At 45.7% G+C, this 11918-nt stretch carries 7 protein-coding genes; all 7 read right to left on the bottom strand.

Annotated features, from left to right (window positions below; genetic code table 11):
* Positions 1 to 4: 4 nt before the first annotated feature.
* Complete coding sequence (locus tag JCM15548_RS05050; RefSeq protein WP_062122857.1) at positions 5 to 1762, bottom strand: RagB/SusD family nutrient uptake outer membrane protein; 1758 nt, start codon at positions 1760 to 1762, stop codon at positions 5 to 7.
* A gap of 6 nt (positions 1763 to 1768) precedes the next feature.
* On the bottom strand, positions 1769 to 2197 hold the full coding sequence (locus JCM15548_RS23090) for a hypothetical protein (protein ID WP_227625491.1): 429 nt from the start codon (positions 2195 to 2197) through the stop codon (positions 1769 to 1771).
* Positions 2197 to 4884, bottom strand: coding sequence for a SusC/RagA family TonB-linked outer membrane protein (locus tag JCM15548_RS05045; RefSeq protein WP_227625490.1), 2688 nt, complete (start codon positions 4882 to 4884; stop codon positions 2197 to 2199). Before JCM15548_RS05045 ends, JCM15548_RS23090 begins: the two co-directional genes overlap by 1 nt.
* A 22-nt stretch (positions 4885 to 4906) precedes the next feature.
* Entirely contained in the window at positions 4907 to 7072 is a 2166-nt protein-coding gene (locus tag JCM15548_RS05040; protein ID WP_062122855.1) for a LamG-like jellyroll fold domain-containing protein, read from the bottom strand.
* A gap of 89 nt (positions 7073 to 7161) precedes the next feature.
* Positions 7162 to 8775 carry an arabinan endo-1,5-alpha-L-arabinosidase gene (locus JCM15548_RS05035; RefSeq protein ID WP_062122853.1) on the bottom strand — a complete coding sequence of 538 codons (1614 nt, stop codon included), beginning with the start codon at positions 8773 to 8775 and terminating at the stop codon, positions 7162 to 7164.
* A 407-nt stretch (positions 8776 to 9182) separates the two neighbouring features.
* Positions 9183 to 10295, bottom strand: coding sequence for an aldose epimerase family protein (locus tag JCM15548_RS05030; protein WP_062122851.1), 1113 nt, complete (start codon positions 10293 to 10295; stop codon positions 9183 to 9185).
* A gap of 76 nt (positions 10296 to 10371) precedes the next feature.
* Complete coding sequence (locus JCM15548_RS05025) at positions 10372 to 11841, bottom strand: arabinan endo-1,5-alpha-L-arabinosidase (protein WP_062122849.1); 1470 nt, start codon at positions 11839 to 11841, stop codon at positions 10372 to 10374.
* Between the last annotated feature and the right edge of the window lie 77 nt (positions 11842 to 11918).

Genomic DNA, 11918 nt, shown 5'->3' with positions numbered 1-11918 from the left:
AGGATTACCACCCAGGATTGTTTTCTATATCTGTCTTCCAAATCTCTGCCTCTGGAATAGGATAGAGGTACATCCTATTTTCAAACACGCGCTCTTGCGCCACCTTGCGTGAAACAGAACCGTCACTGGCCACCTCCACGCCATATATGGGACGTGAAAGGGCTTCGTTAGCCACATTCCATCGACGAACATCCCAAAAGCGATGCTCTTCGAAGGCCAATTCTACCGCTCTTTCTTTACGAATAAATCGACGCATATTCTCCTGTGAGGAGGTTAAATCGGTACGATCGCCCACATTGCCGCTGATGCCTGCACGATGACGCAGGGCATCCAAAACATCATAGACTTCGACAGATGGACCATTGGCCTCATTCACAGCTTCGGCATAATTCAGCAATATTTCTGCGTATCGAATAAAAATCCAATTACGATAGCTGGTTCCTGTTTTATTGGCCGCCAATATGTTTTCCGGTATATACTTTCTGACATAGTAGCCGGTGGGACTGGCATTGGTATTACCTACAGGATTGTCGCGCTGACCTTTAATCACGTTGATGACGCCGTCACCCCAACTCTCTCCATGATACAGGACGGTAGCCGACAGACGGGGGTCCCGATTGCTCCAGGGCTTGCTATCATCATAAGGACTTGAGGCATTGACTGCAGGACTCAGTGAGCCTGCATAAACAGGGGCACCGGTTTCATCGTATTCAGCAAAGGGGGAAGAACCATCCGCCATATCATACATATCCACTAAATTCTGAGAAGGGGACAATCCTCCTCTGCCACCTTCGCCCACCGGGGTATCATTAATAATAGCCCCCCATCCAATTTTCAGATCATTTCGAAAGAAAATCACTTCATTGTTTTGTCCTTCATAGGTGGTCCGAAGAATGGCATTTCGATAGGCATTCTTTCCATTTGAATCCTGAAAAAGTCCGTAATCCGCTCCATAATCATCCATGAAACTTTTGGCAGAAAGGGCAGCGTCCACCCAACTAATGCCGGATTCTGAACGAAATCGGTCGCTAGCCATATAAAGCGTTATACGGGATTGGAGCGCCCGTGCCATCGGCTGACTGATCCTGCCGGCATTGGCCGCCTTCACACCATCCTCATAAGGCATGAGTCCGGCTTCACACTCTTCCAGTTCCTTCAGCACAAAATCAACGACATACTCTTTAATGGAGGGACGCGTTGAATAACCACTCAACAAATCCCCATTGGGATCGAGCACCTCGGTCACCAAGGGAACAGGGCCATACCGTAAAAACAATTCCCAATAAAAGAAGGCACGTAAAAAGCGGGCCTCCGACTTATAATTCAATTTATCCGTGGCATATTTTTCATCACTCAAATCCGAAGCTTTAGGCACACTATCGATACGGGTTAGCAACATATTGCACTTGCGGATACCCCGATAGTAATGCTCCCAGGTTCCCACAAGTTCTGAATATCCGGCATTGCCATAATAATTTCCAATATTAAAAGTGGTACGCACGCCCCCGTCTGAAAAACTGGTTCCTGCTAAATCAGTGGCCGCATCCAACCACGATCCTTGAATCCGACCGGCACCATGTCGCAAAAAATTATAGGTATCGAAATGAAACTGCATGGTGGTTGACCAGTCATTAAAGACCTGTTCTTCCGTCAACTCGTTGCTTGGCTGCTTGTCCAGGAAGTCACCAAACATATCCTCGCAAGAGCTCAATGTAATGGCTGAAATCCCTAACACACAGATGTATAATAATATCTTATTCATAGCTTGTTAGAATTTTAAATTAACTCCTAGATTAACTGTTTTCATGATAGGATAACGGTTTGAACCGTTGCTTTCCGGATCGGAAATTCCGTCCAAATGATCCCAGGTAATCAGATTGTTGGCATTAACATAAAACCGGCAATTACTGATCCCGACTGAACTTGTCCAGATAACAGGAAGCGTGTAGCTCAATTCAATATTTTTCAAGCGGACAAAAGCACCATTTTGAAGAAAAAAGGAATTCAAACGCTGATTATGATCCCCGAAACTGTCATAATGCAACAAAGGATACTTGGCATTGGCCAGGTTTTCGGCTTCACTTCTGGCTGGATCCCAACGATCCAAATGATGCTCTTTAACCTTTCCTCCGTTCACAAAACTATACATGGCTTCTGCATCATAATACCGACTCACATTATCTACACCCTGAAACATCACATTGAATCCCCAGCCCTATAATCAGCACCTAATGAAAGAGAGAAGGTATTTTCCGGAATATTACTGAAACCAATGGCGGTCTCATCCCGGTCATCAATAAAACCATCCCCGTTAATATCCCGGTATTTCAGATCACCTACCTGAACATCCCCATAAGTAGAAACAGGTAAATTGGGATTGGCCAGATCTTCGGAGGTGACAAATCCATCCACCACCAGACCGAAGTACTGCTCAATTGGATGTCCTTCGCGCTTTCTGTAATCGGTTTTAAGGGCCGGCTCATTCATGTCGAGGATTTCATTTTTGGCATGCGAATAGGACATACCTACCGTATAAGTAAAATCCTGACCAATATGATTGGCATGCTTCAATTCAATTTCAAAACCGCTGTTTTTGGTTTCACCCAGATTTCCTGCGGCCATTGTTACACCCACCCATTCAGGACGGGTCAGATAGGCGGTTAAAATGTTATTGCGCGTTTCACTGAACAGATCTACGTTACCATTAAGCATGCCATTCCAAAGGCCGAATTCAAGCCCGAGATTGTACTTATTGGCCCGTTCCCAGGTAACGGCATAGTTCGGGTATTGACCTTCATATATACCTGTATATCCGGTTGTCCCAAAGAAATAAGCATTGGGCAATTGCGTCCATTTTTGCTCATATAAAAAGCGCTGACGCACATTGTTAATCATATACACATCATTACCAACCTCACCGTAGGAGCCCCGAATCTTCAAATTATTTAGCCAGTCGCGCGTAGAACTCATAAAAGCCTCATTGCTCATGAGCCATCCCAGTGAGAAAGAGGGGAAAAAGCCAAAACGTTTTCCCTCAATAAAGTTTTCCGACCCATTGTAACCGGCGTTAATTTCAGCAAGATAGCGACTGTCGTAACCATAAGTAACGCGACCAACCAAACCCTGATAGCGCTGTGCCAAATCGGCCTGATAACGAAAGTCATTTTGGTTATACAAGACCATGGCGGTTACATCATTCTTACCAAATTCACGGGCATAATTCAGTTGATACTCAAAATAGAGCTTATATTGTGTGGTTTGATCATTTCCGGCATAAGCTAATTCTGTATCCGTATTAAACTTGTTATAGGCATCAATCGACTGATAGTTATCCCTGTCATTGAGTTCGTAGGTAGCAAAAGCAGCTGTAAACCTACGATTGTAATAGGCGTCATAATCGAAAGACATCATCGCTTTGGCACTTAAGCCCTCGGTCAGCCAACCCATCTTATAATCCATAATAAAATTGGTTTCACTAATGGTGTTCGTGGCCCTGTAAAAGCCAGCTTTAGCCAGTCGTCCGGCAATGTTATTCTGGTATTGAGAACTTCCACCATACAACACACGCTCCGTTTCACCTTCCTGAATGGTATAATTCACAGGGAAAAGCCAGCCCGGGGTGTGATTTAACTCATAAAACACTTCACTGAAACCACCACTCTCCGCAGTATTGGGGCCATTCCTTTCCTCAAAACGCGTTCCGAAATTAATAGAAGCGGTCAGGTCCCGACTCACCAGGAAATCCAGGTTGGCCCGGAAGGCATATCTGTTGTAGTTGGTATTTGATTCATTCCCATACTTGTCCTGACTTAAATTCTGGAAAAGCCCCTGCTGATTGTAAAACTCACTGGAAACGAAGTAACGCATCCGGCTGGTTCCTCCCTGAATGTTAACATTGTAGCGCTGAGCCGGGGCTGAGGATCTCAAAATGGCATCGTACCAATCAACATTTGGGTAAAGCATTGCATCCAAACCACTCAATTGCCCACTGGACGATCGCTCAAACATTTCAATGTCCGAAGCAGAAAACTGAGAAGGCTGCCCGTCGTTGGCTAAAGCTTCCTCCAGCAGGGTGACCGACTGGAAAGAATTGAGGTAGGTGTTCTCGCGGGTAGGACTTTGGGTTTGCCAATTGGCCGTAAGACTCACAACAGGTTTCATATCTTTACCCCGCTTGGTGGTAATAAGAATCACGCCGTTGGCACCCCGCACACCATAAACAGCCGTTGCAGAAGCATCTTTCAGAACCGAAATGGATTGTATGTCGTCCGGCGCTATTTGAGAAAAAGCACGCTCCACGCCGTCCACAAGGATCAATGGTTGTCCGTCACCAGCAAAAGTGGCACGGCCACGAATAAATATCTGCGCATCATCTGCTCCGGGTGCACCGGAAGTCTGAGTGGTTACCACGCCGGGAATCTTTCCCGAAATGGCCTGCGAAACGTTTCCTGCAGGCGACCTCAACAATTCGGCAGAAGAAATCTGTGAAATGGCCCCCACAACACTTTCCTTTTTCTGGGCACCATAACCAACCACCACCACCTCATCCAAAGCTTCCATATCTTCCTGCAGAATAATAGATACAGAGCTTCGCCCGGCCAAAGGAATTTCTTGAATGGCGTATCCGATAAAACTCACCCGAAGAACAGCATCCGGGCTGCCCACAGTGATCCGGAATTCTCCGTCAACGTTTGTAATGCTTCCATTTTGGGTCCCTGCTTCCATCACTGTAGCCCCTACAATGGTTTCTCCTGATTGGTCTCTGATAACTCCGTTCACCTCTACTGACTGGGCAAACAACGTTTGCCCGGCCAGAAGGAACACCAGTATCAACATACTTATCAAGCGATAGTATGGCGCTGTATAAGTTCTAGTTTCTTTCATAATAAATTATCTTGACTTAAGATTATTTTTTGGTTGCATTGTAAAGGGCAGCTGCCTGTTCGGCTGTTAACGGACTACCATTCAGATAAATGTCGTCAACTAAGGCAGGCGCCGCACGCCACCAGGACTCATATCCAAGGTAAAAGTCATTGGCAGAGGTAAACATATTGACCACATGGCTAAAGTCTGACAAATCGCCTGCGTATCCCGCATTGCTCTCATTGTCAAATTTAAACTCGCCGTTGTAATACACCTCAAACCCTGTATTGGTCACATTGATGGTGACTAGGGTCCATTCGTCAACGACCAGTGCATTCTCAGCATTGTTATTGTGACAATCGAACCACCCGCCTGTACCATTGTAGCCTAAATAGCCAATGGCATTGAACCAGAACTTGCTGGTACCGTCGTTCAGAACAAAAATCTGATCCCAATAATTGAGCACGGGTGGATTTAACCACATACTTACACTGATCCCTTCTTCCACGATTTGATTCTTCAGAGGATTGTCGAAGCGCGTGTAGGCATAACCATTGGCATGGTCGTTCCACCCCTCCTGCTGGCGCCAGACAGAACCACGAACAGGATCCGCTTCAAAATCAGAAGGAGTGCCTTGCGGAACCACGGTTACCAGCTCTCCGCTTTGACCGCTGTTGACAGCATTGTCAAAAACATTGTCCAGTGTGTAATACCCGAATAAATCCGGCAGGTAGGACGGATTGGTAACTATTCCGCCATTGGCCTTTTCTGTGTCGGCATAGAGACGCTTTACCTCCTGCTCGGTCAGTGGCCGTGTACCCAGAAAAATATCATCGACAAGTGCCGGCGCTGCCCGCCACCAGGTTTCGTAACCAAGGAAAAAGTCATTGGCAGTGGTAAACATATTCACGACATGACTGAAGTCGGTCAAATCTCCGGCATAGGCAGCATTCTCTTCGTTGGTGAATTTCAGTTCCCCATTGTAATAGACTTCAAAACCACTTTCGGTCATATTTATGGTCACAAAGGTCCATTCACCAACGGCGAGCGCATTTTCAGCATTGTTATTGTGACAGTCGAACCAGCCGCCTTCACCATTGTAGCCCAGGTAACCAATGGCATTGAACCAAAACTTACTGGTACCATCATTCAAGACAAAAATTTGATCCCAGTAGTTCAAAGTAGGAGGATTCAGCCACATACTCACGCTAATGCCACCTTCCACTGTCTTTCCTTTTAAAGGATTATCGAAGCGGGTATAGGCCCAGCCATTGGGATGACCATTCCAACCTTCCTGCTGATTCCAAACAGTTCCCCGCACCTCATCTTCCTGGAAATCAGATGGCGTAGCCTGTGTCTCAACAGTCACCAACTCGCCATCCTGAAGATCATTCAGACTATTGACAAAAGCCCCATCTAACGGATAGTAACCCACCGTTCCTCTTGGCGGAAATTGGTAAGGCTCTCCGCCACCGCTTACGGCAGGAACAGCAATTTCTTTACTGGTGATCACATTGCGATAAATTTTTACATCGTCTATCCACATCGTTTGGGGTTGTGAATCTGAGCCATATCCCAAGTAAAAGTAGGGTAAAGTGGACATGGCATTGACGAGATGAGAAAAATCAAAATCGGTCACGGTTTCTTCCAAAACCTTTTCGCCATCAACGTATACAAAATACCCGTCGGTTTTTATGCTAAGGGCCAGGAAATGCCACTCATCAGGTGTTAACAGGTTGGTCGGACCATTGTCCGGATTATTGGCTTCATAAGAACCATTCCCGCCATTATAACTCAACCAGGCATTGGGAGAAAAGAAAAGTCGCTCCGTATGGTCCTCACTGGTAAATGAAAATATAGCCCCACTTAAATTATTCTCAGTCGTCTTAATCCACATGGTGAGCGAAGCTCCGGTTTGCAGCTTCACCTCTGTCAGCGGGTTCGTGAAAAGCGCATACCCCTCGGAAAATTGAGCAACCTTCCCCTTAAACTCATCCGTCACAATCGACGGATCGACGCCCCCTTCGTAGGAGGCTAAAACAACGTCTTCCGGAAACCCATCGTCAAACTTGTAATCCCCTTTTAATTCAAGTTTGGGAAAGACCTGGTTCCCTGCCGGCGGATCCATTTCGCCCCACTCCTCGCAGGACCACAAACCCAGAAAACCAACCATTGCCGTTAACAGCAATAACTTGCTTATTAGTTTCATTTTGATCGTTTTTGTTAATAATATTCCGTTCCAGTTTTTATCTAACACTATATTTAATCAAATCTCGAGCATTACAGTGAACCCAATACTCAATCAACTTTTTTACCCCAAATGGGCCTACCTGTGGCCGTCAGGCCTGAGTATACAATTGTAGGAACTCGAGGATCAGCTTCCCAATCCAATTCCCTATCTACGTATAGCTTAGTAGATCCGATGGTCAATATCTTTTTTTCTTCATCGTAGGACCATGAGCCGGAAAAGGCACCGCTGGCCGTTTTATTGGACGCGAGACTCATATCTGTAGCCTTTTGCATGGCTTGATAACGGTATTCCATGGTGATATTTTCCCAGGCCCCCACAAGGTCTTCTTCTGTAATTTCATCCTGAGGCACAGCAGCATATCTCTGCGGTAAAACAACGGGCCAACCATCTTCGGTCCACCGGATTTTATTCACATGGCCCATCATTATCGCATTACTGTATGGATTGCCATCGGTATTATCTGGCAACCTGGCCTGTGAGGTATAAAACCAATCTCCCGTTTCTTCATTTTTAAAAACCCCACAATGGGCGAAACCCACCCAACCAGAGTGGTTCTTAAACTGATAAGGATGGGTCAGCATTGGCCAGCAATCAGCTCCATTGCTAATATTTGCCCCATTGATGCCATAATAAGGACCAGTAATATTCTGAGATCTTGCAACTCTTGTATTATAGGCTTTTGACAACTCGTCATAGGCTAAAAACAGATAGTAGTAGCCCGTTTCTTCATTGTAGATAATTTCAGGACCTTCCAAGGCCTGCCAGCGATTGGCATTGTTGTTTTCCCGGCGGGCAATCCGTACACCAAAATCATCAATGGCATCCAACTTATAAGGCTTGCCTGTGGCCGGATCAACTTCAACTGCAGCAATACCCGAATGCCAGGAACCATAGATGAGCCATTGTTCTCCTTCCGGGGTTTCGACAAAAGAAGGATCAATGGCATTGAACTTGAAATAAGCACTCCAGTCGTAGGGACTTGACCGTGACCAATTAGACCCTCTGTCGCTGACAGAACGGATAACCATTCCCCGATCGGTCCAAATATTCAACTCCAAATTTTTTGTCTCCATCAATCCAATAAAGGCATGTTCTGTCCAAGACCCATCAAAATTCTCCGCTGTGTTGGGTAAGCCTGTGGCTATATAATTATCGATGATGATGCTGTAATAGAGTCGGTAAACATCACCTACTTTCCTGACCACCGGAGCCCAATGCCCAAAACGGGGATTTTCGATGGGCTCCAGGCCATACCCGCTTCGGATACTATTCAATGTATCTTTAACCCAACCCGGCGTTTTGGCCATGGCCAATCCTCGGAATTCCCAATTGACCAAATCCCTGGAACGTCTGAAAAGAAAGTGCCCTCGTCCCAAATGTGCGCCCCCATAAGACGCATCCGTTCCATACATATAATAATACTCTCCATCAAAAACAACAGACGGATCGTGAACATTGGCCAGATTCCAGTCGGCCCGGTCGGCCCAACTGGCCACATCCAAATAATGATCGGCATAAGTAGGCGCTTTATATTCTTCAACCGACACCACCTCTTCTTCCTTTTCCTGCTCAACAATGGGCTCCAAGTCTATTTTGTCTTCCGAACAGCTTGTCAACAGCAGTGCAAAAACAACAAAAAAGACAATTACAAAAATCTTCATATTCAAAAACTTCTAGTTAATAAAAAACCTAATTCTAACGACTTCTCCATTACCTCAATTTTAAATCTCCCCCTAAAGTCTTATTACTTTCTAAAAGGTCTGAGAAATCGGCCTAAATGTTAACAACGATTATTGAATGTAAAAATAACTGCGCTCCTCCGTATTGTAGTGGACAATTGTATTTAATTGGAGGATTATTGAGTAGTTAGCTAACTGTCAGTAGCTTTAGAAATTAAAACCGACATAAAAAAGGGAGTGCCCAAAGGCACGCGATATAGCTACTTCTCAACGATTGTTAAAACACACACCTAACCCAATTAAAGTAGACAGCATTGGTGGGGACAAAAAAGAGGCCTCCCTTCATTAGGGAAACCTCTTTTTTCGTGCTTGAGTAATATCAGATCGACTTATTCCGCGCCAAAACGCATGACGGTCGTTGTTTCATATTTTTCACCGGGACGTAAAATGGTGGATGGAAAGTTCTCCTGGTTAGGAGAATCGGGAAAATGCTGCGTTTCAAGACACAGGCCATTGTGTTTGTTGAAAACCCAATCACCACGTGATTGTGTACCGTCCAGAAAATTTCCTGAATAAAACTGCAGTCCGGGTTCTGTAGTCAAAACCTCCATAAAACGACCGCTTTGGGGATCTTCCAAACGAGCGGCCAAAACCAGGCCCTCACCTTCTGCCAACACATAATTATGGTCGTATCCGCCATCCACCGAATCAATACGGGCTCCAATGACATGGGGCGTATTAAAATCAAAGGGCGTACCGGCCACATCGACCATTTCTCCGGTAGGAATTAACGTGGAATCCACCGGGGTGTAGGCAGGCGCATTAATCATCAACACATGATCCAGAATACTTCCTTCGCCCGCCAGGTTATAAAAAGCATGGTTGGTCAGATTAACCGGTGTGGCCTTATCGGTGGTGGCTTCATAATCAATATGAAGCTCATCCCCTTTCAGGGTATAGGTCACCACAATGTCCAGGTTACCAGGATATCCCTCTTCCCCATCCAAACTCAGATAGCTGAGTTTTAAACCGGGTGCTTCCTCATCCTCAACAGGTTCTGCTTCCCACACCACACGATCGTATCCCTCTACCCCTCCATGTAAATGATTGGGGTCATTATTGGTGGCCAATTGGTAAGTCTCACCGTCGAGCGTAAATTCACCCTTGGCAATACGGTTGCCGAAACGACCAATCAAAGCGCCAAAAAACACCCGATGGGTTTCATAATCCGCCAAATTATCAAAACCAAGGGTCACATCGGTCAATTGCCCATCCCTGTCGGGTGTTTCAAGTGATACGATGGCACCGCCGTAAGTCATGATTTTCACTTTTATTCCTGTACTGCCTGTAAGGGTATACAAATCGATTTGCTCCCCGGAAGAAAGGGTTCCGAAATCTTCTTTTTTGATATTCTCTTCTTTTGGACTACTGCAAGAGGTCAAGCTAACAGCTAAGGCCAGAAACAGACTTCCTAAAGCTGTCGGTAAAACATTTTTTTTCATCAGATCCTAATTTAATTAATGGGACATTCCATAATGTATCAAAAGTATTTTTTTTATTACAAATTGACAACAAAAGCTACTCAACTTTTTTGGCCCAAACAGAGGTCCCATCCGAAAGAATACCTGAAAACAAAATGGTTTCCTTTTCATTTTCCCAGTCCCAACCGGCAAACATTTTACAGACCTGCCCATCCAGAACAATGTTATCGCCATCCATCTCCCATTGTTTAAACAATTCGGAATTCACTTCTCCACTTTTAAGGAAGTCGATTCGCTCAGAAACATTAAAGGCCCCTTTATCATAGGTCCATCCTCCCGGTGGAATCTGTCCTTGCCATAAATCCGTTTGATCGGTTAAATCCGACAAATGAATCACTTCCCACGTTCCCGGGATTTCTTTTGTTGTAATGGCATGGTTCTCAACCCCCGCATAACGCTGTGGCGACACCACAGGCCAACCGGATGGCAGCCATTTCATCTCCCGAACATGCATTTGCATCATGAGATTCTCGGGGGCTAAACGCCCCTGATGAAGCATGAAGTAGCGGTCCTCATTATGGATCACACCACAATGCGCATTTCCGGACCATCCCGGATGATTTTCAAACATATACGAATGGGTTAGTATCGGATAATTATTGGTGGATTCTGCCATGTCGTTGCCAAAATAGTCGTAGAAGGGACCTTCCGGACGCTCGGCACGTCCCACCCGAACATTATAATAGGTAAACAGGGGTTCATAAGAGACAAAGAGGAAATACTGTTCCAGTTCCGGATGGTACAAAATCTCCGGCGCTTCGATGATCCGGGTTTCCTTCTCAACCCGGGTGGCGACTAAATGGCCCTTGTCCCCCGGGGTTTTTGGCAGTCCGCTTTGCTCGTCCAATTCCACCACATACAACCCACCAAAATAGGAACCGTAATGCATCCAGACCCGACCGGTCTTTTGATCCTTAATAACAGAGGCATCAATGGCATTCATAACACTGGAAGTATCCGTTTGAACCACCACACCTTTGTCGATAAAGGGCCCCTCGGGCGAACCGGATTCGGCCATTCCGATAAAAGAAGCGTTGGTCCCAAAGCTGGATACCGAATAATACAGGCGGAAACCATCGTTGTGGGGATAAACGTAAGGTGCCCACATGTTATCCGCCCCCTGATTGTCCGTATAAGCATGTACGTGCTCAACAGCCGCTTCAGGGATTTCATCCAGCGCCCATCCGACAAATTCCCAATTCACCAAATCTCTGGACCTTCTGATGGGCACATGCCCCATGGGGTCTCCTGCTTCGTTAAACGCCACGCCATGTTTCCTGTAATAGGCATCAGTAGAGTAAACGTAATAAAAACTATCGGTCTTAATGATGGACGGGTCATGCACGTTGGCAGTCCCCCATTGTGATCGCTCCGACAGGGGCGTCATTTGGGAATAATCGTCCGCGTAAGGGTTACGCTCCAAAGGGGGCGTTTTTTCAGCACAACCACCAACCATCAAAAGCATTGAGGCCCATCCGAAAAAGGGCATCCTTTTATAAAAATTCATCGCTCAAAATTTAGTTATATTCTCTGAAAAATTTTAACTGCAGGTCGTTACTCAAAAGTATTCACAATGCTGCATAA

The sequence above is a fragment of the Geofilum rubicundum JCM 15548 genome, from assembly GCF_000974365.1.
Lineage (GTDB): Bacteria > Bacteroidota > Bacteroidia > Bacteroidales > Marinilabiliaceae > Geofilum > Geofilum rubicundum.
The sequence above is the reverse complement of the archived record's forward strand: the minus strand, read 5'-3'. Positions and strand labels throughout refer to the sequence as shown.